Here is a 26,219-nt window from a genome sequence, read left to right as displayed (position 1 = left end):
ACAAATCTTTCGTTACAGTTTGCGAAGCGCTGTTGCGATTGTCTGCTGGCAGGCCAGCGAGTCAGGTTGATAGAGTGGTGATCCCAGAGGTATTGATAGGTGGAGTCAACGTCATTGTTGATCACACGAATTACACCAACCTGCGTAGAGATGCGCAGGTTTTTTTTTGTTTCGCCTGAACCTGTAACAGTAACGGATAATTTACACAACTCGTTGCATTTCCGTTTATTCCTTTGCGTTTTCGGACTGGCGATGCAGACGCGCGAAGCCCACAATCAAGATCCCAGAGGTATTGATTGGTGAGATTATTCGGTACGCTCTTCGTACCTGTCTCTTGCACCAACCTGCGCGGATGCGCAGGTTTTTTTTCGAACCTATTTTGCTATCGCTCCTGTTACGCAACTCGTGTAATCTGCCACAATTCATGTTTTAGCGAATTGTCGGCCAAAGGGAGTTGAAATGCTGTTTGGATTTTTCCGTAACCTGTTTCGCGTGCTTTATCGTGTGCGCGTCACTGGCGATGTCCGGGCGCTACAGGGGAACCGGGTCTTAATTACCCCCAATCACGTTTCATTTATCGATGGTATGCTACTGGCGCTGTTTTTGCCGGTACGGCCTGTCTTTGCGGTATATACCTCCATCAGCCAGCAATGGTATATGCGCTGGTTAACGCCGCTGATCGATTTTGTGCCGCTCGATCCCACTAAACCCATGTCCATTAAACACCTGGTGCGTCTGGTGGAGCAGGGGCGTCCAGTGGTGATTTTCCCGGAAGGGCGGATTTCCGTGACCGGCTCGCTGATGAAAATTTATGACGGCGCAGGCTTTGTGGCGGCAAAATCGGGCGCAACCGTCATTCCGCTCCGTATTGACGGCGCGGAGCTTACGCCTTTCAGTCGCCTTAAAGGTCTGGTTAAACGGCGCTTATTCCCCCGCATTCAGCTTCATATTTTACCGCCGACGCAAATACCGATGCCGGAAGCGCCGCGCGCGCGCGACAGACGTAAGATAGCGGGTGAGATGCTGCACCAGATCATGATGGAAGCGCGTATGGCGGTGCGCCCGCGCGAGACGTTATACGAATCGTTGCTGGCGGCGCAATATCGTTACGGCGCAGGTAAAAACTGTATTGAGGACATTAACTTTACGCCGGATACGTATCGTAAGTTACTGACCAAGACGCTTTTTGTTGGCCGGATTCTGGAAAAGTACAGCGTTGAGGGCGAGAAAATCGGTTTAATGCTGCCGAATGCCGCCATCAGCGCGGCGGTGATTTTCGGCGCGGTTTCTCGTCGCCGCATTCCGGCCATGATGAACTACACAGCGGGGGTAAAAGGGCTGACCAGCGCGATTACCGCGGCGGAAATTAAAACGATTTTTACCTCCCGCCAGTTCCTCGATAAAGGTAAATTATGGCACCTGCCGGAACAGCTAACGCAGGTTCGCTGGGTTTACCTGGAAGATTTAAAAGCGGACGTCACACCCGCCGACAAGCTGTGGATTTTTGCCCACCTCCTGGCGCCGCGACTGGCACAGGTAAAACAGCAGCCGGAGGACGCGGCGATCATTCTTTTTACCTCCGGCTCGGAAGGGCACCCGAAAGGGGTGGTGCACAGCCATAAAAGCATTCTGGCGAACGTCGAGCAGATAAAAACGATTGCGGATTTCACCGCCAATGACCGTTTTATGTCGGCGCTGCCGCTCTTTCACTCGTTCGGTTTGACGGTGGGCCTGTTTACGCCGTTGTTGACCGGCGCGGAAGTGTTTCTTTATCCAAGTCCGCTGCACTATCGCATTGTGCCGGAACTGGTCTATGACCGTAACTGTACCGTGCTGTTTGGTACATCAACCTTCCTCGGCAACTATGCGCGCTTTGCCAATCCGTATGATTTTTATCGCCTGCGCTATGTGGTGGCCGGTGCGGAAAAACTTCAGGAGAGCACTAAACAACTGTGGCAGGATAAATTCGGTCTGCGCATTCTTGAGGGCTACGGGGTAACGGAATGCGCGCCAGTAGTCTCGATTAACGTGCCGATGGCGGCTAAGCCGGGCACTGTTGGCCGCATTCTGCCTGGCATGGACGCGCGTCTGCTGGCGGTGCCCGGTATTGAAAACGGCGGTCGGCTACAGCTGAAAGGGCCGAATATCATGAATGGCTATCTGCGCGTGGAAAAACCGGGCGTGCTGGAGGTGCCGTCAGCGGAAAACGCCAGAGGCGAAACCGAGCGCGGGTGGTACGACACGGGCGATATTGTACGCTTCGATGAAAATGGTTTTGTGCAGATTCAGGGGCGCGCGAAACGCTTTGCGAAAATTGCTGGCGAAATGGTCTCGCTGGAGATGGTCGAGCAACTGGCGCTTGGCGTTTCGGCGGACAAAATGCACGCTACCGCCATTAAAAGCGATGCCAGCAAAGGTGAAGCGCTGGTACTGTTTACGACTGACAGCGAACTCACCCGAGAAAAGTTACAGCACTATGCCCGTGAACACGGTATTCCGGAACTTGCCGTCCCGCGTGATATCCGTTATCTGAAACAGCTTCCCTTGCTTGGCAGCGGGAAACCCGATTTTGTGACGCTGAAAAGTTGGGTGGATGCGCCGGAACAACATCATGAGTGAGTCAGTACGTACTAACACCTCCATCTGGTCGAAAGGGATGCTGTCGGTGATTGTCGCGCAGTTTCTCTCGGCTTTTGGCGATAATGCGCTGCTGTTCGCGACGCTGGCGCTGCTGAAAGCTCAGTTTTACCCGGACTGGAGCCAGCCTGTTTTGCAAATGGTGTTTGTGGGCGCTTACATTCTTTTTGCGCCGTTTGTCGGCCAGATAGCGGACAGCTTTGCCAAAGGCCGGGTGATGATGGTCGCCAATGGTCTTAAACTGGCGGGAGCGGCAGGTATCTGCCTCGGCGTGAATCCTTTTGTCGGTTATACATTGGTCGGGATCGGCGCGGCGGCTTATTCTCCGGCGAAATACGGTATTCTGGGCGAATTGACGACGGGCGATAAGCTGGTGAAAGCCAATGGCCTGATGGAAGCCTCTACGATTGCGGCGATTTTGCTCGGTTCCGTCGCGGGCGGCGTATTGGCCGACTGGCATGTCATCGCCGCGCTGGTTGCCTGCGCGTTGGCCTACGCTGGCGCAGTGGCGGCGAACCTGTTTATCCCGAAGCTTGTGGCGGCGCGTCCAGGACAATCCTGGCGGTTGTCGGCGATGACGCGTAGCTTCTTCTGCGCTTGCGTTGTCCTTTGGCGTAACGGTGAAACGCGTTTTTCGCTGGTGGGGACCGGGCTATTCTGGGGCGCAGGCGTGACGCTGCGTTTTCTGCTGGTGCTGTGGGTGCCGGTGGCGCTGGGTATTACGGATAACGCCACGCCGACTTACCTGAACGCCATGGTGGCGGTAGGCATTGTGGTCGGCGCGGGCGCGGCAGCAAAACTGGTGACGCTGGAGACCGTATCGCGCTGTATGCCCGCCGGGATTTTGATTGGCGTTGTGGTTGCGATCTTCTCATTACAGCACGCATTGCTGCCTGCTTATGCCTTGTTGCTGTTGATAGGTATGCTGGGCGGCTTTTTTGTGGTGCCGCTCAACGCTTTGCTCCAGGAGCGCGGTAAGAAGAGCGTTGGCGCCGGGAATGCCATTGCCGTACAAAATCTGGGCGAGAATAGCGCCATGCTATTAATGCTGGGACTGTACTCGCTGGCGGTGCTGGTTGGCGTTCCGGCTGTGGCGATAGGTATCGGCTTTGGCGTGCTGTTCGCGCTGGCGATCGCGGCGCTGTGGATCTGGCAGCGCCGGCAGGCATCATACTGAGTGAATATGCCGGGCGGCGAGTGCGCGTTATCCGGCTTACATTGTCTCTGTAAGCCCGGAAGCGTAGCGCCACCGGGCACTGACTATCACGGCGCCGGGTAGGTATAAACCTGATGCGCCGCCTCAATCTCCGCCAGGACCTCTTCGCTTAACGTCAGATGCAGACTTTCCACATTCGTCTTGAGCTGCGCCATCGTGGTTGCGCCCAGTAACGTACTGGCGACAAACGGCTGGCGGCGAACAAAGGCCAGCGCCATCTGCGCCGGATCAAGATTGTGACGCTTCGCGATATCGACGTAGGCGGCAACGGCTTTTTGCGCCTGTTCGCCGCTGTAACGTGTGAAGCGGCTGAACAAGGTATTCCGCGCGCCTGCGGGTTTGGCCCCGTTCAGGTATTTACCGGTTAATGTGCCAAACGCCAGACAGGAGTAGGCGAGCAATTCAACACCTTCATACTGGCTGACTTCCGCCAGCCCGACCTCGTAGCTGCGGTTTAACAGGCTATAGGGGTTCTGGATCGTGACAATACGCGGCAGGTCATGTTTTTCCGCCAGATGCAGATAGCGCATAACGCCAAACGCTGTCTCATTTGAAACGCCAATATAACGAATCTTACCCGCTCGCTGAAACTCACTTAGCGCGTCTAACGTCTCCAGCAGACTTACTACTGGCGTGGAGTCCGTCCAGTTATAGCCGAGTTTACCGAAGCAGTTAGTGGGGCGCTGCGGCCAGTGCACCTGATACAAATCCAGATAGTCGGTCTGCAACCGGGTCAAACTGTCGTGTAGCGCTTCGCGAATATTTTTACGATCCAGCGCCTGATGAGGCCGGATGCCTTGATCATTATTACGTGCCGGTCCGCTAACTTTGCTGGCGATGATCAGTTTTTCACGGTTGCCGCGTTTGGCGAGCCAGTTACCGATATAGGATTCCGTCAGCCCTTGTGTTTCCGGGCGCGGCGGTACCGGATACATCTCGGCGGCGTCGATAAGGTTAATGCCATTTGCGATGGCATAGTCGAGCTGTGCGTGAGCGTCGGCTTCGCTGTTTTGTTCACCAAATGTCATTGTGCCCAGCCCTAGCGTACTTACTTCGAGCGAGCTGTGGGGTATACGGTGATAGTGCATAGCCGTTTCCTTTTTATTATGAAGTCAGAAATTCCCGACAAAGGACAATAAAAATGGCAGAGGGAAGGCAAAAGGGAAAGTAAAATTGCAGGCTGCACGGCGTAATTGTTACCGGGCGTGGTCGCCACGCACCGTTACGGGACGCAGCCTGAAGGCTTGCAGAACGCTGACCTCAATCACAGGCCACCGCTTAACGTTCGATGATTTGAGACACTTCGTCACGGTTGATTTGCATCTCGTTTCCCTGTGCATCGGTATAGCTGACCAGACCGGTATCATCGTCAACTTGCGGTTTTCCATCGGTCAGGATCATACGACCATCTTTCGTCGCCATTACATAATCGCTGCTGCATCCGGATACCGCAAAAGCCAACCCTACTGCGGAAATTACAACTGCCCACTTTTTCATCCGTTTGTCCTCACGTAGCCTGTATCTGATAATAGTCTGTTAATCATATGTCTGATAATAGTCTAGTAATAACGCGCAGCTCTGCATGTCGGAAGCAGCAAAATCTTAATCTGTGAGAAGAAAGGAAATAAAGTGAGTATTCGCTCCCCGGCGGGGGAGCGAAACAGGATTACAGCGGATTCTTTTTATTACGCAACAGGTTCAGGCTCTCTACTGCGATAGAGAAGAACATGGCGAAATAGATATACCCTTTCGGAACGTGAACGTCGAAACTTTCCAGAATCAGGGTAAAGCCAACCAGGATCAGAAAGGAGAGCGCCAGCATTTTTACCGACGGATGGCGATCGACAAACTCGCCGATGGGCCGTGCCGCAAACATCATGACGCCCACGGCAATAACGACTGCCGCCATCATAATAAACAGATGATCGGAGAGGCCAACCGCTGTGATAACTGAATCAAGGCTGAAAATAATATCCAGCAGCATAATCTGTACAATTGCGCCCAGGAAAGAAGAAACCCGGGTTTTTAACCCTTCTTCTTCGCCTTCGATGGACTCATGGATCTCCTTGCTGGCTTTCCAGATTAAAAATAACCCACCCAGTAGAAGAATGAGATCGCGGGCGGAAATCGCTTCGCCGAAAAGCTCAAACAGCGGATTAGTCAGACGAGTGACCCAGGCGATTGACGCCAGCAGCGCCAGGCGCATGATCATCGCCGCCGCCAACCCAAGCCGCCGTGCGTGGTTCCGTTGCGCCGTAGGAAGTTTTGCTACCACCAGAGAAAGAAAAATAATGTTGTCGATCCCAAGTACAATCTCCAGCAGCGTCAGCGTACCGAGCGCCAGCCAGGCATTAGGATCGGTTATCCATGCAAATAACATCGAACAAAGTCCTGCCAAAAAAAGAAGCGGTAATTATAGGCCCGTCGAGTGACGGGCGAAAGCCCAGGCTGAATTTGCGCAACCAGGAACGGTGTAAAATAGCGGCGACAATACGCTTACGTTTATCCGGCGCCGGCCCGATGCGTAGCCATAGCGGAGGCGCATTTGCGTGTAATGGACGTTACGGATTCTGCAATAAAAAATGGCGAGCCAGCAGCGCCTGCGTAAAATTTTTTTTCAGATAAAATCCACGCGGTAGCGTCAAAATAGGTTCCCCGCGCGCGCCGATAGCCTCGGTGAGCGCCCTGGCATTGGCGGCTTTGGGTCGCAGTTGCAAGACTTCGCCATGGCGGGCGGTAATGCGTTCCACCTGGCCCAGCACTATCATGTCCATCAGCTCTTCCCAGTCGAGGCGTAGCTGCCTGTCCTCTTCTTCACTCGGACTCCAGAGTAGCGGCGAACCTACGCGGCGTTCGGCTAACGGTATGCTGCGATCGCCTTCGACCGGTACCCATAGCACGCGCTTCAATTTATGCCGTACGTGACTTGTCTCCCAGGTCACGCCGCTGTTACCGGTTAACGGCGCCACGCAAACAAAGGTTGTTTCCAGAGGACGACCCAGACTATCCACCGGGATGGTTTTCAGTTCTACGCCTAACGCGGCGAAATCCTGCTCCGGCTTGCTCCCGGCGCTGGCGCCGAGCCAGATCTCCAGCAAGACGCCGATCCAGCCTTTGTCTCGCTTCAAATCTTTAGGCGTGGTAATGCCGGCCATCGCCGCCAGCTCGCCTAACGTATAGCCGGAAAGCTGCCGCGCCTGGGCTAACAGCAATGCTTCCGAAGCAGGCGGAGTCAGTAGCGGACAAAGAGCGGACATGACAATTACCTTAGGTCAAAAAGTGAGCAGTGATTTTATACTGTATGGGCAGAGTTTATCTTTTTCTGTGTCTTATATTCAATAGACTGATTTTTATTGCCTTTTTTGTGTTGTTTCTTCGTGTTGCGCAACGCTAAAGCGGGTTTTCCAATTCTGGTCACTGACAATAAACAGGATCTTACACTATGTTATCCACAGAAAGTTGGGATAACTGTGTAAAACCACCACTACTGTTTCCATTTACAGCCTTGACGTGCGACGAAAATCGAAAATTCAGACAAATAGTGCGTAAGTTATTGGCACAATCTGTGGATAAAACCGACGCTGGTTGATCTTTCATCAGCATAAGGATCTTAGATGTGATGCTGGTCACGCTTTATGAAGGCGGCATGTAAGATTTGTCTATAACACAATGAATATAAGGAACTATTTTTACTGCCTCCAGTATGAGGAATTCAGACTGTTCTGGGTTTTCCCGTGGTAATTCCATACTTCTTCACAACTATATCCACAGAAAAGGTGAATAAAATGGCGCAAGGGCGTCATCATCTGTTTATAACTCGGCTATTTACTGTGAGTTATTCAATTGTTATTAGGCTGTGTCACTATTACAGAGTGGTTTACCGCCTCACTGGAGTATGAAACAATCGTTCATATATAAGGTTTATGTTGAGGTAGTCCGGTGATTGATGACGATGGCTACCGCCCAAATGTAGGTATCGTAATTTGTAATCGTCAGGGGCAGGTGATGTGGGCCCGGCGATTTGGTCAGCACTCCTGGCAGTTCCCGCAGGGCGGGATAAATCCAGGGGAGTCGGCAGAACAGGCGATGTACCGGGAACTGTTTGAAGAAGTTGGGTTAAGCCGTAAAGATGTGCGGATCCTTGCTTCTACTCGCAACTGGTTGCGTTACAAGTTACCAAAACGTTTGGTGCGTTGGGACACAAAGCCGGTATGTATCGGCCAGAAACAAAAGTGGTTTCTTTTGCAGTTAATGAGCGCCGACGCCGAAATCAATATGCAAACCAGCAGTACGCCGGAGTTTGACGGCTGGCGCTGGGTAAGTTACTGGTATCCGGTTCGACAAGTGGTGTCATTTAAACGCGATGTCTACCGCAGGGTAATGAAAGAGTTTGCAAGTGTTGTCATGGCGCTTCAGGATAATCCCCCTAAGCTACAAAGCGCGCCTGCTTATCGACGTAAAAGAGGTTAAGCCACGCAAATTATGCTCACTCGCCTGCGCGAAATAGTCGAAAAAGTGGCCAGTGCGCCGCGTCTGAACGAGGCGCTGAATATTCTGGTCACGGATATCTGTCTTGCGATGGATACAGAGGTTTGCTCGGTTTACCTGGCCGATCATGACCGACGCTGTTATTACCTGATGGCGACGCGGGGGTTGAAAAAACCGCGTGGTCGAACCGTTGCGCTTGCGTTTGATGAGGGGATCGTCGGTCTGGTGGGCAGGCTGGCGGAACCCATTAACCTTGCCGATGCGCAAAAACATCCCAGCTTTAAATACATTCCTTCGGTAAAAGAGGAACGTTTTCGCGCGTTTCTCGGCGTGCCGATCATTCAGCGTCGCCAACTTCTCGGCGTGCTGGTCGTACAGCAGCGCGAATTGCGCCAGTACGATGAAAGCGAAGAGTCTTTCCTCGTCACGCTCGCTACGCAGATGGCGGCTATCCTGTCACAGTCGCAGGTCACAGCGCTGTTCGGGCAATACCGGCAGACGCGAATCCGCGCGCTTCCTGCGGCGCCGGGCGTGGCTATCGCAACGGGCTGGCAAGACGCGACCATGCCGCTGATGGAACAGGTTTACGAAGCGTCTACGCTGGATACCTCTCTTGAACGCGAACGACTGACCGGCGCGCTGGAAGAGGCGGCGAACGAATTCCGACGATACAGCAAACGCTTTGCCGCCGGCGCGCAAAAAGAGACGGCGGCCATTTTCGATCTGTACTCACACCTGCTTTCAGATGCCAGACTGCGTCGCGAACTCTTCGCCGAGGTCGACAAAGGCGCTGTTGCGGAGTGGGCCGTTAAAAAAATCATCGAAAAATTTGCCGAGCAATTTGCGGCGCTAACCGATAACTACCTCAAAGAACGTGCGGGAGACTTACGCACGCTGGGGCAGCGGCTGTTATTCCACCTTGATGATTCAGTTCAGGGGCCAAACGCCTGGCCGGAACGTTTTATTCTGGTCGCGGATGAGCTGTCGGCGACCACCCTGGCGGAGCTGCCGCAGGACAGGCTGGCGGGCGTTGTAGTGCGCGACGGCGCGGCAAACTCGCATGCGGCGATTATGGTGCGCGCGCTCGGTATCCCGACCGTCATGGGCGCGGATATCCAGCCTTCGGTGCTACATCGCCGTACGTTGGTGGTGGATGGCTATCGCGGTGAATTACTGGTCGATCCTGAACCCGTGCTTATTCAGGAATATCAGCGACTCATTAGTGAAGAGATAGAACTCAGTCGTCTGGCGGAGGACGACGTCAATCTTCCCGCCCAACTGAAAAGCGGCGAGCGAGTCAAAGTGATGCTGAATGCCGGGCTCAGCCCCGAGCATGAGGAAAAGTTAGGCAGTCGGATCGACGGTATCGGCCTGTACCGTACTGAAATTCCCTTTATGCTGCAAAGCGGGTTTCCCTCGGAAGAAGAGCAGGTGGCGCAGTATCAAGGGATGCTGCAAATGTTTAACGATAAACCGGTGACGCTGCGGACCCTGGATGTGGGAGCGGATAAGCAACTGCCCTATATGCCGATCAGCGAGGAGAACCCGTGTCTGGGCTGGCGCGGGATCCGCATTACGCTGGATCAGCCGGAGATCTTTTTGATCCAGGTCCGCGCGATGCTGCGCGCCAATGCGGCGACTGGCAACCTCAGCATTTTGTTGCCGATGGTCACCAGTATTGATGAAGTCGATGAAGCGCGGCGTCTGATCGAACGCGCCGGGCGCGAGGTCGAGGAGATGATCGGCTATGCGATCCCGAAACCGCGTATCGGCATTATGCTGGAAGTACCATCAATGGTATTTATGCTGCCGCATCTGGCTAACCGGATCGACTTTATCTCGGTCGGCACCAACGATTTAACGCAATATATCCTGGCGGTAGATCGCAACAATACCCGCGTGGCCAGTATTTACGACAGTCTGCATCCGGCTATGCTGCGCGCACTGTCCATGATCGCGCAGGAAGCCGAAAAAAATGGCCTCGATCTTCGCTTGTGCGGCGAGATGGCGGGCGATCCGATGTGCGTGGCGATTCTTATCGGTCTGGGATATCGCCATCTTTCGATGAATGGCCGTTCGGTAGCGCGTGTGAAATATCTGCTGCGGCATATCGATTTTGAAGACGCGCAAACCCTTGCCAGACGCAGCCTTGAGGCGCAGATGGCGACCGAGGTGCGTCATCAGGTGGCGGCGTTTATGGAGCGCCGCGGGATGGGGGGATTGATTCGCGGAGGGTTGTAACGACTGGAGCGGGAAAAGAGAGTGACTGTGGATTCACGGCGCAGACAACACGCCGGCAAGATGAAAGACAATGCGTATACATATCTTTTAACGGTAATCGGCATCTCGCTTTTAACCCTTGTGCTATTATTCGCACCTTTGGAGCGTCTGCAACGCGCAGGCGCGCTTATCAATCGCTATCTCTTCAGCGAAATAACAAGAAATTGTGGTGACAGATGACCAGTAGCTATCTGCATTTTCCGGACTTTGATCCGGTCATTTTCTCAATTGGGCCCGTCGCGCTTCACTGGTATGGCTTGATGTATCTGGTGGGATTCGTTTTCGCGATGTGGTTGGCGGTGCGTCGCGCTAACCGTCCGGGAAGCGGTTGGACCAAAAACGAAGTTGAAAATTTACTCTATGCAGGTTTCCTGGGGGTCTTCCTGGGGGGGCGTATTGGCTATGTCCTGTTTTATAACTTCCCTCTGTTTCTGGATAACCCGCTCTATTTATTCCGTGTCTGGGACGGCGGCATGTCCTTCCACGGCGGGCTTATCGGCGTGATACTGGTGATGATTATTTTCGCCAGGCGCACGAAGCGCTCGTTCTTTCAGGTGTCTGATTTTATTGCGCCGTTAATTCCGTTCGGCCTGGGCGCCGGGCGTCTGGGCAACTTTATCAACGGTGAATTGTGGGGGCGCGTCGATCCTAACTTCCGGTTTGCCATGCTCTTTCCTGGCTCACGCGCGGAAGATATTGCGCTGCTGCCGTCACATCCGCAATGGCAGCCTATTTTTGATACCTACGGCGTATTGCCGCGCCACCCTTCCCAGTTGTATGAGCTGGCATTAGAAGGCGTGGTGCTGTTTATCATCCTTAATCTCTTTATTCGCAAACCGCGTCCGATGGGCGCAGTCTCCGGATTATTCCTGATTGGCTACGGCGCGTTTCGTATCATTGTTGAATTCTTCCGCCAGCCGGACGCGCAATTTACCGGCGCGTGGGTACAGTACATCAGCATGGGGCAGATTCTCTCTATCCCGATGATTATCGCTGGCGCGATCATGATGGTTTGGGCATATCGCCGCCGCCCGCAGCAACACGTTTCCTGAGGAACCATGAAACAGTATTTAGAACTGATGCAAAAAGTGCTGGATGAAGGCACACAGAAAAACGACCGTACCGGCACCGGCACGCTTTCCATTTTTGGCCATCAGATGCGTTTTAACCTGCAGGAAGGCTTTCCTCTGGTGACGACAAAACGCTGCCATTTACGTTCAATTATTCACGAACTGCTATGGTTTTTGCAGGGCGATACCAACATCGCTTACCTGCACGAAAATAATGTCACCATCTGGGACGAATGGGCCGATGAGAACGGCGATTTAGGCCCGGTTTATGGTAAGCAGTGGCGTGCATGGCCAACACCGGATGGCCGCCATATCGATCAGATCGCCACGGTCTTAAGCCAGCTTAAAAACGACCCGGACTCTCGTCGTATTATCGTTTCTGCGTGGAACGTCGGCGAGCTGGATAAGATGGCGCTGGCGCCGTGTCACGCCTTTTTCCAGTTTTATGTCGCAGATGGAAAACTCTCCTGTCAGCTTTATCAGCGCTCCTGCGATGTGTTCCTCGGTCTGCCGTTCAACATTGCCAGCTACGCGTTACTGGTGCATATGATGGCGCAACAGTGCGACCTGGACGTCGGCGATTTTGTCTGGACCGGCGGCGACACGCACCTGTACAGCAACCATATGGAGCAGACGCACCTGCAATTAAGCCGTGAACCGCGCGCGCTGCCGAAGTTGGTCATTAAGCGTAAACCCGATTCGCTTTTTGACTACCGGTTCGATGATTTCGAAATTGAAGGCTATGATCCGCACCCCGGTATTAAAGCGCCGGTCGCTATCTAAGCGCTGACGATCCTGCCATAACCGACGTCATCGCGCGTCGGTTTTTTTTACCCTTTGTCTCAATCTTCGGCGCGGATTCCTGAAATTTTGCAACGCGCTGCAAAACATGAACTTTTTTCCGTAACGCGCCGAACAATCTGTATTTGGCGCTCGTTATTTTTCTTCCGCCCGCCATACTGCCGACATGAAAAAACAACAGGGCTATACGCTCATTGAAACGGTGGTCGCGATGTCGCTCATTATCATTCTCAGCGCCACAGGACTTTATGGCTGGCAACGCTGGCAGCAGCAACAGCGCCTGTGGCAAACCGCATGTCAGGTGCGGGATTACCTGCTGCAACTTCGTGAGGACGCTCACTGGCATAACCGCGATCACATTCTTCGCGTGGTCAGCGAAGGCGGTTCATGGTGCTTTGTCAGCTCTGTTGCTACGCAAACATCGTGTACGCCATCTTCCCCCTTTGTGTTTACGCCCGACTGGCATGATGTCGTCCTTGCCGATATCACGCCGTCGTTAGCCTTCTTTGGTCTGCGCAATACGGCATGGGCAGGGCACATCGTACTGAAAAACGCTGCCGGAGAGTGGCGTCTGGTCGTCTCTTCCTGGGGGCGAATCAGGCTATGCGAGCGTAACGAGGCCGCTACGTGTCAATAACCACGCGGGGGTTCTCGCTACTGGAGGTTGTGCTGGCGATGGCGATAGGTTCCATTTTACTGCTTGGGTCCGCACAATTTTTACCGGCGCTACAGCGTGAGATCTGGCACAACACGCGACAGTTATCGCTGGAAGATGAAATCTGGCAGCGAACCTATACCGTAGCGAAGCATCTTCAGCGTGCGGGTTACTGCCATGGCCACTGTACTGGCGAAGGGTTACATCTTGCCGAACAGGGGCAATGCGTCATCGTTCAGTGGGACGGGAATAATAACGGTGTCTGGGATACCATACCGGCGAAAGAGGCCGACCAGACCGGGTTTCGTATGAAGGATAACGTTCTGGAAACATTACGCGGAGCAACATCTTGCCAGGGGAAGGGATGGGAAAAAATGACCGATCCCAATACGGTACTCATCACGGCGTTTACCGTTGAGCGCCGGGATATAACGGGATTCTCGCCAGTGCTCATGCTGCATCTGCGCGGCGCCAGCAAAGCCGAGCCTCAGACGGTTATTGACGCGCAATACAGCGTAACGGGATTTAATCTGTGAATCGGGAACGTGGCGCTTCTTCGCTAATACTGGCGCTTTTAATACTGATTCTGGGTAGTCTGCTACTGCAAGGCGTAAATCAGCAGCAGGCCAGCTATGCCGCCCGCGTGACGACGCAGCGCCTGGCGATACAACGCCAGGCGCTCGTACAGTCGGCGCTGGAATGGGGGCGGGGGCAGCTATGGTCAGGCGTAACCGAAATGGAATGTCGGCGCTATTCCTCTTCAGGAGCAAGAGTCTGTTTGCGGAGATTATCGGGGGATGAGGTGGTGATGGCGGCGCAAGATGACGGCATGACGTTATGGCGTTTGGGCAACGTCATTCAGGGAAGCATTGTCTTTTCTCCCCACGGCTGGAGCGATTTTTGTCCGTTAAAAGAGGTGGTGTTATGCCGCATCCCCTGAATTTACAACGCGGGTTTAGCCTCCCGGAAGTTTTAGTGGCGATGGTTCTAATAGTAATGATCGTCACCGCGCTGTCAGGCTATCAGCGGGTATTAATGCACAGTTTTGCATTACGACACCAGTATCTCCAGATCTGGCGGCAGGCGTGGCAGCAAACGGCGCTGTATCCATTTTCGCCTGCTGACGGCTGGAAGGCCAACCGGATGCAGACAACGCAATCGGGATGTGTCAGCATCAGCGTCACGATGGTTTCACCCTCTGGCAGGCAGGGGCAGATGACGCGCTTGCATTGTCCAAATCGTTAATCGTCAGGAGTAATTATGTTAAGGGTCTACCACTCCAATCGTCTGGATGTGCTGGAAGCGTTGATGGAGTTCATCGTCGAACGCGAGCGGCTGGATGATCCCTTTGAACCAGAAATGATTCTGGTACAAAGCACGGGTATGGCGCAGTGGCTGCAGATGACCCTTTCACAAAAGTTTGGTATTGCGGCGAATATCGCTTTTCCGTTACCGGCGAGTTTTATCTGGGAGATGTTTGTCCGCGTGTTGCCGGATATCCCCAAAGAAAGCGCTTTCAGCAAACAAAGCATGAGCTGGAAACTGATGACCTTGCTGCCGCAGTTGCTGGATAAGGATGAGTTTGTACTGCTGCGCCATTATCTGACCGACGACACTGATAAACGCAAACTCTTTCAGCTTTCCGCGCGCGCCGCCGACCTGTTCGATCAGTATCTGGTTTATCGGCCTGACTGGCTTACGCAGTGGGAGGCGGGAGAAACCGTGGAAGGTCTGGGGGAGGCGCAAAACTGGCAGGCGCCGCTGTGGAAAGCATTGGTGGAATATACCGCCGCGCTGGGGCAGCCGCGCTGGCATCGCGCCAATCTCTACCAACGCTTTATTCAAACGCTGGAAAGCGCGACCGCCTGCCCGCCAGGGTTGCCGTCCCGCGTTTTTATTTGCGGCATTTCCGCGTTACCGCCAGTGTATCTCAGAGCGTTGCAGGCGCTGGGCAAACATATTGAAATTCATCTCCTTTTTACTAATCCGTGTCGGTATTACTGGGGGGACATTAAAGACCCAGCCTGGCTGGCAAAACTCATGGCCCGCCAGCGTCGTCACAGTTTTGAAGACCGTCATTTACCGTTGTTCCGTGAAAACCAGAATCCGGAAGCCTTGTTTAACAGCGACGGCGAACAGGATATCGGTAATCCGCTACTGGCCTCATGGGGAAAACTGGGGCGGGATTATATCTACCTGCTATCTGAACTGGAAAACAGCCAGGAGCTGGATGCGTTTGTTGATATTACGCCAGATAATCTTTTGCATCGGATTCAGGCGGATATTCTTGAACTGGAAAGCCATGCGGTGGCGGGCGTAAATCTTGAGGAGTATTCGCGCAGCGACAATAAGCGTCTGCTCGATCCCGAGGATAACAGCCTCTCTTTTCACGTTTGTCACAGCCCGCAGCGCGAGGTGGAAATACTGCACGATCGCCTGCTGGCGATGCTGGAAGCCGATCCGACACTAACGCCGCGCGACATTATCGTTATGGTGGCTGATATTGACAGCTATAGCCCGTTTATCCAGGCGGTATTTGGTAGCGCGCCAACGGAGCGCTATCTGCCTTATGCCATTTCCGATCGGCGGGCGCGTCAGTCACATCCGGTGTTACAGGCATTTATCAGCCTACTTTCGTTACCGGACAGCCGCTTCGTCTCCGAGGATGTTCTGGCGTTGTTAGACGTACCGGTATTGGCTGCCCGCTTTACGATCAACGAAGAAGGGCTGCGTTATTTGCGCTTGTGGGTCAATGAGTCAGGCATTCGCTGGGGAATTGACGATGACAACGTACGCGAGCTGGAACTTCCTGCCACGGGGCAGCATACGTGGCAATTTGGCCTGACGCGTATGCTGCTGGGGTATGCCATGGAAAGCGCCCAGGGCGAGTGGCAGTCGGTTCTGCCTTATGACGAATCCAGCGGTCTGATTGCTGAGCTGGTCGGGCATCTGGCTTCGCTGCTGATGCAGCTTAATATCTGGCGGCGCGGTCTGGCGCAGGAGCGACCGCTGGAAGAGTGGTTGCCCGTTTGTCGCGACATGCTCAATGATTTCTTCCTGCCCGATGCGGACACGGAAGCGGCAATGACATTGATTGAACAGCAGTGGCAGGCCATTATCGCCGAAGGCGTCGCGGCGGAATATGGCGACGCGGTACCGATTTCGCTACTGCGGGATGAACTGGCGCAGCGTCTGGATCAGGAACGTATTAGCCAGCGCTTCCTGGCGGGCCCCATCAATATTTGTACGCTGATGCCGATGCGTTCCATTCCGTTCAGAGTCGTTTGCCTGCTGGGAATGAACGACGGCGTATACCCGCGCCAGCTTGCGCCGTTGGGTTTTGACCTGATGAGCCAAAAACCCATGCGCGGGGATCGTAGCCGTCGCGACGATGACCGCTACCTGTTTCTGGAAGCGTTAATCTCGGCGCAGCAGACGCTGTATATCAGCTACATCGGTCGCTCCATCCAGGATAATAGCGAACGCTTTCCCTCTGTACTGGTGCAAGAATTGGTGGATTACATCGGACAAAGCCACTATTTGCCGGGCGACGAAACGCTGACCTGTGATGAGAGCGAAGCACGAGTCAAAGCGCATATTACGCGTCTGCATACCCGTATGCCTTTTGATGCGCAAAATTACCAACCCGGCGAACAGCAAAGTTATGCCAGAGAGTGGTTGCCCGCGGCGAGTCAGTCGGGGAAAGCGCATTCTGACTTTGTGCAGCCGCTTCCTTTTACGATGCCGGAAACATTGACTCTGGAAAGTCTGCAGCGTTTTTGGGCCCATCCGGTACGCGCATTTTTTCAGATGCGGCTTCAGGTTAATTTCCGCTCGGAAGAGAGTGAGATTCCTGATGCGGAACCGTTTGAATTAGAGGGATTGACGCGATATCAACTTAACCAACAGTTGCTCAATACGCTGGTTGAAGAGGACGACGCCGAACGCTTGTTCCGCCGTTTCCGGGCTGCGGGAGAGTTGCCTTACGGCGCGTTTGGCGAAATATTCTGGGATGCGCAATGCCAGGAGATGCAGCAACTGGCAAGCCGGGTCATCGCCTGTCGTAAGCCGAGCCAAAGCCTGGAAGTGGATCTGCTTTGCAATGGCGTTCAGCTAACCGGCTGGCTACCGCAGGTACAGGAGGATGGATTATTGCGCTGGCGTCCCGCTTTAATCAGCGTTGCGCAAGGTGTGCAACTTTGGCTGGAACACCTTGTCTATTGTGCCAGCGGCGGGAGTGGCGAAAGTCGTCTGTTTTTGCGCAAAGAGGGAGAATGGCGATTTCCGCCACTTGATAAAGCGCAGGCAATGGCTTACCTGGCGCAACTGATTGAAGGCTACCGGGAAGGCATGTCTTCTCCGCTATTGGTACTGCCGGAAAGCGGCGGCGCATGGATAAAAGCCTGTTATGACGCTGAAAATGATGTCATGTTAGACGATGATGATACCTTACAGAAGGCCAGGACAAAGTTTTTACTGGCTTATGAAGGCAACATGATGGTGAGCGGCGAAGGCGAAGATATCTGGTATCAACGTCTTTGGCGTCAGCTGGAATCTGAAACGTTGCAGGCTATCATTGCGCAGTCCCGACATTACCTGTTACCGCTGTTTCGTTTTAATCAGTCTCGTTGATTGTATGAAAATCGCGCAATTAAAAGGCTTCGACTATGATGCGCTCTTCGTCACGGACTGATGACTGATAAAAAGATGCTGCCTGGTTCAGCACAATAATATCCCGTTCTGCTCAGGTCGATGGTTTACGTGACCATACAGATGAGTGGGAATGAAAGTTAATGATGAGGTCCGTGAATGCCCCGCAGCACCTGGTTCAAAGCGTTATTGTTATTGGTCGCCCTCTGGGGGCCTGCAGTTCAGGCGGATATCGGTTGGCAACCGCTGCAAGAAACTATCCGTAAAAGCGATAAAGATACCCGGCAGTATCAGGCGATACGTCTTGATAATGACATGGTGGTGTTGCTGGTATCCGATCCGCAGGCTGTAAAGTCACTTTCTGCGTTAGTGGTGCCCGTTGGATCGCTTGAAGATCCTGAGGCTCATCAGGGGCTTGCTCATTATCTTGAGCATATGTGCCTGATGGGGTCAAAAAAATATCCGCAGGCGGATAGCCTTGCCGAATACCTTAAAAGACATGGCGGTAGCCACAACGCCAGCACCGCGCCTTATCGAACAGCCTTCTACCTGGAGGTTGAAAACGACGCGCTACCAGGCGCCGTAGATCGCCTGGCCGACGCCATTGCCGCGCCATTGCTCGATAAAAAGTATGCCGAACGCGAACGAAACGCGGTGAATGCCGAGCTGACGATGGCGCGCACCCGCGACGGTATGCGTATGGCGCAGGTAAGCGCCGAAACCATTAACCCGGCGCATCCAGGCTCGCACTTTTCTGGCGGCAATCTGGAAACGCTAAGCGATAAGCCGGGCAATCCGGTGCAACAGGCGTTGATCGCTTTTCATGAAAAATACTATTCATCTAATCTGATGAAGGCGGTGATTTACAGTAATAAACCCTTGCCGGAACTGGCGAGTATTGCCGCCGCAACCTATGGTCGCGTGCCGAATAAACAGATTAAAAAACCGGAAATTACCGTACCTGTCATCACCGAGGCGCAGAAGGGCATCATTATTCATTACGTGCCGGCGCTACCGCGTAAAGTGCTGCGCGTGGAGTTTCGTATTGATAACAATAGCGCGCAGTTCCGCAGCAAGACCGATGAACTGGTCTCTTATCTGATTGGCAATCGTAGCCCGGGGACGCTCTCTGACTGGCTGCAAAAACAAGGACTGGTCGAAGGTATTAGCGCGGATTCCGATCCGATTGTTAATGGTAACAGCGGCGTATTTGCCATTTCGGCAACGCTGACTGATAAAGGTTTGGCCAATCGTGATGAAGTTGTCGCGGCTATTTTTAGCTATATCAATACGTTACGTGAAAAAGGGATAGATAAACGTTACTTTGACGAGCTGGCGCATGTGCTGGATCTCGACTTCCGCTATCCGTCGATTACCCGCGATATGGACTATGTCGAATGGCTGGCGGACACTATGATCCGCGTCCCGGTAGCGCATACGCTGGATGCGGCGAATATCGCCGATCGTTACGATCCTGCCGCTATCAAAAATCGCCTGGCGATGATGACGCCGCAGAATGCGCGCATCTGGTACATCAGTCCCCAGGAACCCCATAATAAGATTGCGTATTTTGTGGATGCGCCTTATCAGGTCGATAAGATTAGCGAACAGACGTTTAAAAACTGGCAGCAAAAAGCACAGGGCATTGCGTTGTCGCTGCCGGAGTTAAACCCCTATATTCCTGATGATTTCACGCTTGTGAAGAATGACAAAAACTACGTGCGGCCAGAACTGATTGTCGATAAAGCAGATTTGCGCGTGGTTTATGCGCCGAGTCGTTATTTCGCCAGCGAGCCAAAAGCTGACGTGAGCGTGGTATTGCGTAATCCGCAGGCGATGGACAGCGCCCGCAATCAGGTACTGTTCGCCCTTAATGATTATCTGGCGGGAATGGCGCTCGATCAGCTCAGCAACCAGGCGGCAGTGGGCGGCATTAGCTTTTCTACTAACGCCAACAATGGTCTGATGGTCACTGCGAACGGTTATACCCAGCGTTTGCCGCAGCTTTTCCTGGCGCTGCTGGAAGGATATTTTAGCTACGACGCCACGGAAGAACAGCTGGCGCAGGCGAAATCCTGGTATACGCAGATGATGGATTCTGCGGAGAAGGGAAAAGCCTACGAGCAGGCGATTATGCCGGTGCAGATGATTTCGCAGGTGCCTTATTTTTCCCGTGATGAACGTCGCGCTTTGCTGCCGTCCATTACGTTGAAAGAGGTAATGGCCTATCGTAATGCGTTAAAAACGGGCGCTCGTCCGGAATTTCTGGTTATAGGGAATATGAGCGAAGCCCAGGCGACCTCTCTGGCGCAAGATGTTCAAAAACAGCTCGCGGCGAACGGATCGGCGTGGTGTCGCAACAAAGACGTGGTGGTTGAGAAAAAGCAGTCCGTAATATTTGAAAAAGCGGGCAGTAGCACCGACTCTGCGTTAGCAGCGGTCTTTGTCCCGGTCGGCTACGACGAGTACGTCAGCGCCGCCTACAGCGCGATGTTAGGTCAGATTGTTCAACCGTGGTTTTACAATCAGCTACGAACCGAAGAGCAACTGGGATACGCCGTTTTCGCCTTTCCGATGAGCGTTGGCCGTCAGTGGGGAATGGGATTCCTGCTACAGAGCAACGATAAACAGCCCTCTTACCTGTGGCAACGCTATCAGGCATTTTTCCCTGACGCCGAGGCGAAGCTGAGGGCGATGAAGCCGGAAGAGTTCGCCCAAATTCAGCAGGCGATCATTACGCAAATGCGCCAGGCGCCGCAAACGTTGGGCGAAGAAGCATCCCGTTTAAGCAAGGATTTCGATCGGGGTAATATGCGCTTTGACTCGCGTGATAAAATCATCGCTCAGATAAAATTGCTGACGCCACAAAAGCTTGCCGACTTCTTCCACCAGGCGGTGGTGGAACCACAAGGTATGGCAATATTGTCACAGATTGCCGGTAGCCAGAATGGAAAAGCAGAATACGTGCATCCGACAGGCTGGAAAGTGTGGGATAACGTCAGCGCATTGCAGCAAACGTTACCTCTAATGAGCGAAAAGAATGAATGATGTCGCCGAGACTCTTGATCCTCTGCGCTTGCCCCTGACAGGCGAGCGTCTGATTGAAGCATCAGCGGGCACAGGCAAAACGTTTACTATCGCGGCGCTGTATCTGCGGTTATTGCTCGGTTTAGGCGGCAGTGCCGCATTTCCCCGCCCGTTGACCGTTGAAGAACTGCTGGTGGTAACCTTTACGGAGGCCGCCACTGAAGAGCTGCGTGGGCGAATCCGCAGTAATATCCATGAGTTGCGCATCGCCTGTCTGCGGGAAAGTACGGATAATCCGATGTATGCCCGCTTGCTGGAAGAAATTAGCGACAAAAAGCAGGCCGCGCAGTGGTTATTACTGGCGGAACGACAAATGGACGAGGCCGCAGTTTTTACCATCCACGGTTTTTGCCAGCGTATGCTCAGCCTGAACGCTTTCGAATCCGGTATGTTGTTTGAGCAACAGCTTATTGAAGACGAATCTTTGTTGCGTTATCAGGCCTGCGCCGATTTCTGGAGGCGTCATTGCTATCCGCTGCCGCGCGACATCGCGCAGGTGGTGTTTGACGTATGGAAGGGGCCGAAGGCGCTCTTAAAGGATATCGATCGTTATCTGCAGGGCGAAGCGCCGGTCATTAAAGCGCCGCCATCGCAGGAGGAGACGCTGGCATCGCGTCATGAACAGATCCTGGCGCGCATCAACCAGGTGAAGCAGCAGTGGTGTGAGGCGGTTAGCGAGCTGGACGCGCTAATCGAATCATCCGGCATCGATCGCAGAAAATTCAACCGCGGCAATCAGGCGAAATGGATCGAAAAGATCACCGCGTGGGCGCAAGAAGAGACCAAAAATTATCAATTACCCGAGGCGTTGGGAAAATTTTCACAGCGTTTTTTAGCTGAGCGCACCAAAGCTGGCGGCGTGACGCCCCAGCACCCATTGTTTGTCGCCATTGATAACCTGTTGGGCGAACCGCTATCGATTAAAGATCTGGTTCTTACCCGAGCGCTCTCAGAGATCCGTGAAACGGTGGCTCAGGAAAAACGACGGCGCGGCGAGCTGGGGTTTGACGATATGCTCAGCCGTTTAGATACCGCGCTGCGTAGTGAAAGCGGCGAGGCGCTGGCTGCGGCGATTCGCATCCGTTTTCCGGTGGCGATGATCGATGAATTTCAGGATACCGACCCACAACAGTACCGTATTTTTCGCCGTATCTGGCGACATCAACCCGATACGGCGCTATTGCTGATTGGCGATCCTAAGCAGGCGATTTATGCGTTTCGTGGCGCGGATATCTTTACCTACATGAAGGCTCGCAGCGAAGTGAGCGCGCACTATACGCTTGACACTAACTGGCGCTCCGCGCCGGGGATGGTGAATAGCGTTAACAAGCTGTTCAGTCAGATGAACGACGCCTTTATGTTCCGCGATATTCCCTTCAGTCCGGTAAAGTTTGCGCCCAGAAACCAGTCGCTGCAATTTAAAGTGAATGACGCGCCTCAACCGGCGATGACCCTGTGGCTAATGGAGGGGGAAAGCTGCGGTTCGGGCGATTATCAAAGTTATATGGCGCAGGTGTGCGCCACGCAAATTCGCGACTGGCTGCGCGCCGGACAAACGGGCGACGCGCTGCTGACGAATGGCGATTCGTCGCGGCCCGTTCGCGCCTCGGATATCAGCGTGCTGGTGCGCAGCAGGCGTGAGGCCGCGCTGATACGGGATGCGCTGACCTTACTGGCGATCCCCTCCGTCTATCTTTCTAACCGCGACAGCGTATTCGAAACGCTCGAAGCGCAGGAAATGCTGTGGGTGTTGCAGGCGGTGATGGCGCCCGAACGTGAGAATACGCTACGTAGCGCTCTGGCGACATCAATGATGGGCCTTACCGCGCTGGATATCGAAACGCTTAACAATGATGAAAATGCGTGGGATGCGGTTGTCGAAGAGTTTGATGGCTACCGGCAGATTTGGCATAAACGCGGCGTCATGCCTATGCTGCGCGCGCTAATGTCGGCGCGCAATATTGCTGAAAACCTGTTGGCGACAGCGGGAGGCGAACGTCGGCTGACGGATATTCTGCATATTAGCGAACTGTTACAGGAAGCCGGTTCGCAGCTGGAAAGCGAACATGCGCTGGTGCGTTGGCTGGCGCAACATATCCTTGAACCCGATAGCAATGCTTCCAGCCAGCAACTACGTCTGGAAAGCGATAAGCATCTGGTGCAAATCGTCACCATTCATAAATCGAAAGGTCTGGAATACCCGCTGGTCTGGTTACCTTTTATCACCCATTTCCGCGTGCAGGACCAGGCTTTTTATCACGACAGGCACTCCTACGAGGCGGTGCTGGACCTTAGTCACGCCGAAGAGAGCATAGCACTGGCGGAAGCCGAACGCCTGGCGGAAGACCTGCGCCTACTTTATGTCGCGCTGACCCGTGCAGTGTGGCATTGCAGCCTAGGCGTCGCGCCGCTGGTGCGGCGTCGCAGCGATAAGAAAGGCGAGACGGATGTGCACCAAAGCGCGCTTGGGCGACTCCTGCAAAAAGGCGAACCGATGGATGCCGCAGGCCTTCGCGCCTGTATTGAGGCGCTATGCGACGAGGATATCGTGTGTCGAACGCCAGGCAGTACGGATAACGACCGCTGGCAAATTGCCGCTGCATCGCACGCGGAACTCAGCGCCAGAACGCTGCAACGTCTGCTTTATGATAGCTGGCGCGTTACCAGTTATTCCGGTTTGCAGCAGCGGGGACATAGCGTGGCGCAAGATCTTATTCCTCGTCTCGACATTGACGCCGCAGGCGTTGGCGAAGCGGCGGAAGCGCCGGCAATGACGCCGCATCACTTTCCTCGCGGGGCATCGCCGGGAACATTTTTGCACAGCCTGTTTGAAGAGCTTGATTTTACTCAACCGATAGACCCCCAATGGGTACAGGAAAAACTGGAGCTGAGTGGTTTTGAAACGCGATGGGAGCCCGTACTTACCCGCTGGCTGGACACCGTGTTACACGTTCCCCTTAACGAGACGGGCGTTAGTCTGAGCGTGCTGACCGGGCGTGAAAAACAGGTCGAAATGGAGTTTTATCTGCCGATTGCCCAGCCGCTTACCGCCGGAGAGCTGGATGCGTTGATTCGTCGATACGACCCGCTTTCAGCAGGTTGCCCTGCTCTGGATTTCATGCAGGTTCGCGGCATGTTAAAGGGCTTTATCGACCTGGTGTTCCGTTATGAGGGGCGCTATTACCTGCTCGACTATAAATCTAACTGGCTGGGCGAGGATAGCGCCGCTTATACCCAGACGGCGATGGCTGCGGCGATGCAGGCGCATCGCTATGATTTGCAGTACCAGCTTTATACGCTGGCATTGCATCGTTACCTTCGTCATCGAATGGCGAATTACGACTATGAACGCCATTTCGGCGGCGTCATCTATCTCTTTTTACGCGGGGTGGATAGCGAACGTCCGCAGCAGGGTATTTTTACCACTCGTCCTGCGGCGGCGTTAATTAACCAACTGGATGATATGTTTGCAGGTGAAATGAGTGAGGAGGCGCAATGACAATCCAGGAGCGGTTGCTGGAGGCCGTTGAACAAAAACTCTTACGGCCCATTGATGCCCAGTTTGCTTTAACCGTCGCCGGTAACGACGATCCCGCCGTGACGCTGGCGGCAGCGCTGCTTAGTCATGACGCAGGTGAAGGTCACGTGTGTCTGCCGTTGTCGCGTTTAACGTTAACGGAGGAGGCGCATCCCTTACTGGTCGCCTGGATAAGCGAAACGGCTACGCCAATTGACTGGAAAAAGCGGTTACTGGCGTCTGCGGCGGTTAGCTGCGGCGATAGCCCCGCGCCGTTAATTCTGTGCGGCGATCGCCTCTACCTGAATCGCATGTGGTGCAACGAGCGTACGGTTGCGCGCTTTTTTAACGAGGTTAACCAGGCCATCGCCGTAGATGAAGATCAGTTATCCCGTATTCTGGACGCGCTATTCCCTCCGACAGACGAGGTGAACTGGCAAAAGGTGGCCGCCGCTGTAGCGCTAACTCGCCGTATCTCCGTGATTTCAGGCGGTCCCGGCACCGGTAAAACCACCACCGTCGCGAAGCTGCTGGCGGCATTAATTCAAATGGCGGATGGCGAACGTTGCCGTATCCGGCTGGCGGCACCGACCGGGAAAGCGGCCGCACGCCTGACGGAGTCGCTCGGCGCGGCGTTGCGTCAGCTTCCTCTTACCGATGCGCAGAAAAAGCGTATACCGGAGGACGCCAGTACGCTGCACCGACTGCTGGGCGCACAGCCCGGCAGCCAGCGATTACGCCATCATGCGGGCAACCCGCTGCATCTGGACGTGCTGGTGGTCGATGAAGCATCAATGATTGATTTGCCGATGATGTCACGTTTGATTGACGCGCTGCCGCCGCACGGGCGGGTCATTTTTCTTGGCGATCGCGATCAGTTGGCATCCGTTGAGGCGGGCGCTGTGTTGGGCGATATTTGCGCCTATGTCAACGCAGGGTTTACGGCGGAACGCGCCCGACAGCTAAGTCGACTAACAGGGAGCGCCATTCCGGCGGGGGCCGGAACGCAAGCCGCATCTTTACGCGATAGCCTCTGTTTATTGCAAAAAAGCTACCGTTTCGGCAGCGATTCTGGCATCGGCAAGCTGGCGGCGGCGATTAACTGCGGCGACAGGTCGGCAATCCAGGCTGTTTTTCAGCAGGGGTTTAGCGATATAGAGAAGCGTACATTGCAAAGCAGCGACGATTATGCCGGGATGCTGGATGAAGCGCTGGCGGGCTATGGTCGCTACCTGCGGTTGCTGCATGAGAAAGCGACGCCGGAGGCAATCCTTCAGGCTTTCAATGAGTATCAACTGCTTTGCGCGCTGCGTGAAGGCCCATTTGGCGTGAGGGGACTGAATGACCGCATTGAGCAGGCGATGGTGCAGCAACGAAAAATTCAGCGGCATCCGCATTCTCGCTGGTATGAAGGGCGTCCGGTAATGATTGCGCGCAACGACAGCGCGTTGGGGCTATTTAACGGCGATATTGGTATTGCGCTCGATCGCGGGCAGGGGTTACGCGTCTGGTTTGTGATGCCGGACGGCACGATCAAGTCCGTTCAGCCCAGCCGTCTGCCGGAACATGATACAACCTGGGCGATGACGGTACATAAATCTCAGGGGTCTGAATTTGATCACGCCGCGCTGATTTTACCCAGCCAGCGTTCGCCGGTCGTGACGCGGGAGCTGGTGTATACCGCGGTTACGCGGGCGCGGCGGCGGTTATCGCTGTATGCCGATGAACGGATCCTGGCAGGCGCGATTGTGACGCGAACGGAACGGCGCAGCGGGTTAGCCACCTTATTTGATGAAGTCAGTCGTACCGGATAAGACG

General features: G+C 54.1%; 18 protein-coding genes. 14 read left to right on the top strand and 4 right to left on the bottom strand.

What is annotated here, in order from left to right; all coding sequences use genetic code 11:
• Positions 1 to 459: 459 nt before the first annotated feature.
• Both aas and lplT read left to right on the top strand, forming a co-directional pair.
• A complete protein-coding gene (gene aas, locus NA389_RS13195; protein ID WP_000896101.1) occupies positions 460 to 2,619 on the top strand; it encodes a bifunctional acyl-ACP--phospholipid O-acyltransferase/long-chain-fatty-acid--ACP ligase in 2,160 nt (719 codons plus the stop codon).
• A complete protein-coding gene (lplT, locus tag NA389_RS13190) occupies positions 2,612 to 3,814 on the top strand; it encodes a lysophospholipid transporter LplT (RefSeq protein WP_000004684.1) in 1,203 nt (400 codons plus the stop codon). The genes aas and lplT overlap by 8 nt, the downstream gene beginning before the upstream one ends.
• Before the next feature lie 86 nt (positions 3,815 to 3,900).
• On the opposite strand, the gene NA389_RS13185 is transcribed toward lplT, so the two are convergent.
• The 4 genes from NA389_RS13185 to mutH all read right to left on the bottom strand — a co-directional run bounded on the left by NA389_RS13185 (position 3,901) and on the right by mutH (position 7,110).
• A complete protein-coding gene (locus NA389_RS13185) occupies positions 3,901 to 4,941 on the bottom strand; it encodes an NADP(H)-dependent aldo-keto reductase (RefSeq protein WP_000558960.1) in 1,041 nt (346 codons plus the stop codon).
• 190 nt (positions 4,942 to 5,131) lie between these two features.
• A complete protein-coding gene (locus tag NA389_RS13180) occupies positions 5,132 to 5,350 on the bottom strand; it encodes a YgdI/YgdR family lipoprotein (RefSeq protein ID WP_000758662.1) in 219 nt (72 codons plus the stop codon).
• Between the two features lie 169 nt (positions 5,351 to 5,519).
• Entirely contained in the window at positions 5,520 to 6,233 is a 714-nt protein-coding gene (locus NA389_RS13175) for a TerC family protein (RefSeq protein ID WP_000895632.1), read from the bottom strand.
• Positions 6,234 to 6,414: 181 nt separating this feature from the next.
• Complete coding sequence (gene mutH, locus NA389_RS13170) at positions 6,415 to 7,110, bottom strand: DNA mismatch repair endonuclease MutH (protein ID WP_001274930.1); 696 nt, start codon at positions 7,108 to 7,110, stop codon at positions 6,415 to 6,417.
• A gap of 682 nt (positions 7,111 to 7,792) precedes the next feature.
• Between mutH and rppH the strand changes: the two genes are divergently transcribed.
• The 12 genes from rppH to recD all read left to right on the top strand — a co-directional run bounded on the left by rppH (position 7,793) and on the right by recD (position 26,215).
• Positions 7,793 to 8,323 (top strand): RNA pyrophosphohydrolase, encoded by a 531-nt coding sequence (gene rppH / locus NA389_RS13165; protein WP_000564481.1) that lies wholly within the window; start codon positions 7,793 to 7,795, stop codon positions 8,321 to 8,323.
• A 12-nt stretch (positions 8,324 to 8,335) separates the two neighbouring features.
• Complete coding sequence (ptsP, locus tag NA389_RS13160; RefSeq protein ID WP_000957888.1) at positions 8,336 to 10,582, top strand: phosphoenolpyruvate--protein phosphotransferase; 2,247 nt, start codon at positions 8,336 to 8,338, stop codon at positions 10,580 to 10,582.
• A gap of 215 nt (positions 10,583 to 10,797) precedes the next feature.
• Complete coding sequence (gene lgt, locus NA389_RS13155) at positions 10,798 to 11,673, top strand: prolipoprotein diacylglyceryl transferase (protein ID WP_000204647.1); 876 nt, start codon at positions 10,798 to 10,800, stop codon at positions 11,671 to 11,673.
• A 6-nt stretch (positions 11,674 to 11,679) separates the two neighbouring features.
• Positions 11,680 to 12,474, top strand: a complete 795-nt coding sequence (gene thyA, locus NA389_RS13150; RefSeq protein WP_000816247.1) for a thymidylate synthase — start codon at positions 11,680 to 11,682, stop codon at positions 12,472 to 12,474.
• Positions 12,475 to 12,658: 184 nt separating this feature from the next.
• Complete coding sequence (locus tag NA389_RS13145; protein WP_000744665.1) at positions 12,659 to 13,129, top strand: prepilin peptidase-dependent protein; 471 nt, start codon at positions 12,659 to 12,661, stop codon at positions 13,127 to 13,129.
• Positions 13,120 to 13,683, top strand: coding sequence for a prepilin peptidase-dependent protein (locus tag NA389_RS13140; RefSeq protein WP_000029146.1), 564 nt, complete (start codon positions 13,120 to 13,122; stop codon positions 13,681 to 13,683). The genes NA389_RS13145 and NA389_RS13140 overlap by 10 nt, the downstream gene beginning before the upstream one ends.
• Positions 13,680 to 14,087, top strand: a complete 408-nt coding sequence (locus NA389_RS13135) for a DUF2509 family protein (RefSeq protein WP_001078525.1) — start codon at positions 13,680 to 13,682, stop codon at positions 14,085 to 14,087. The genes NA389_RS13140 and NA389_RS13135 overlap by 4 nt, the downstream gene beginning before the upstream one ends.
• Positions 14,072 to 14,392, top strand: coding sequence for a prepilin-type N-terminal cleavage/methylation domain-containing protein (locus tag NA389_RS13130; RefSeq protein ID WP_001120521.1), 321 nt, complete (start codon positions 14,072 to 14,074; stop codon positions 14,390 to 14,392). Before NA389_RS13135 ends, NA389_RS13130 begins: the two co-directional genes overlap by 16 nt.
• Before the next feature lie 15 nt (positions 14,393 to 14,407).
• Positions 14,408 to 17,779: an exodeoxyribonuclease V subunit gamma gene (recC, locus tag NA389_RS13125; protein ID WP_000946810.1), complete on the top strand. Its 3,372-nt coding sequence runs from the start codon at positions 14,408 to 14,410 to the stop codon at positions 17,777 to 17,779.
• Positions 17,780 to 17,956: 177 nt separating this feature from the next.
• On the top strand, positions 17,957 to 20,845 hold the full coding sequence (ptrA, locus tag NA389_RS13120) for a pitrilysin (RefSeq protein WP_001138237.1): 2,889 nt from the start codon (positions 17,957 to 17,959) through the stop codon (positions 20,843 to 20,845).
• Positions 20,838 to 24,383 carry an exodeoxyribonuclease V subunit beta gene (recB, locus tag NA389_RS13115; protein WP_001000556.1) on the top strand — a complete coding sequence of 1,182 codons (3,546 nt, stop codon included), beginning with the start codon at positions 20,838 to 20,840 and terminating at the stop codon, positions 24,381 to 24,383. Before ptrA ends, recB begins: the two co-directional genes overlap by 8 nt.
• Entirely contained in the window at positions 24,380 to 26,215 is a 1,836-nt protein-coding gene (recD, locus tag NA389_RS13110; protein WP_000155137.1) for an exodeoxyribonuclease V subunit alpha, read from the top strand. The genes recB and recD overlap by 4 nt, the downstream gene beginning before the upstream one ends.
• Positions 26,216 to 26,219: the final 4 nt, after the last annotated feature.

This window comes from Salmonella sp. NW645, from assembly GCF_051703725.1.
GTDB lineage: Bacteria > Pseudomonadota > Gammaproteobacteria > Enterobacterales > Enterobacteriaceae > Salmonella > Salmonella enterica.
The sequence above is the reverse complement of the archived record's forward strand: the minus strand, read 5'-3'. Positions and strand labels throughout refer to the sequence as shown.